Source organism: Bradyrhizobium sp. SHOUNA76, from assembly GCF_023006445.1.
Taxonomy (GTDB): domain Bacteria; phylum Pseudomonadota; class Alphaproteobacteria; order Rhizobiales; family Xanthobacteraceae; genus Bradyrhizobium.
The window spans coordinates 1-516 of sequence record NZ_JALBHA010001132.1 but is presented as its reverse complement, the minus strand read 5'-3'; the positions used below and the strand labels follow the sequence as shown (position 1 = coordinate 516).

Annotated in this window: 1 protein-coding gene; it reads right to left on the bottom strand. The window is 69.2% G+C overall.

The genetic code is table 11. The features are described 5' to 3' along the window. Positions 1-516 (bottom strand): glycosyltransferase family 39 protein (locus MOV74_RS40135; RefSeq protein WP_246933101.1); only part of this gene is annotated, 516 nt, incomplete at both ends.

Genomic DNA, 516 nt, shown 5'->3' with positions numbered 1-516 from the left:
AGACCGCGGGCGCCGCCATCGCCGCGAGCGGCGCGCCCGGCCAGAACGTGATCCAGAACAGCGCCAGGTACAGGCCGGGCGGCGCGCCGTGGGATTCCTGGGCCCCCAGCTTGCTCAGCATGTCGCCGCCGACGGAATCGGCGAAGAACGTTTCGCCTGCGCGCCAGAAGATCGCGACGAACCAGGGCAACACCAGCACCAGCATCCACATCAGGCCCCAGACCGGGCGCAGCCGCCACAGCCAGGAGGCATCGCGGTCCTGGATCGCGAGCGCAAGGATGGTCAGTCCTGCGAACATCAGGATCAGCGGACCCTTGATCAGGATGCCGACGGCTAGCGCGGTCCAGAAGATCGCGGGCCAGCTCCAGGGCGGATGCGTCTCGTCCTCGGCGCGCTGCCAGGACAGATAGGCCCGCGCCATCGCCCCCATCGCCGCGACCACGCAAAGCAGCAGCATCGCGTCGGTCTTGGCGAGCCGCGCCTCGACGCCGAGCAGCACCGAAGCGCACATCATCA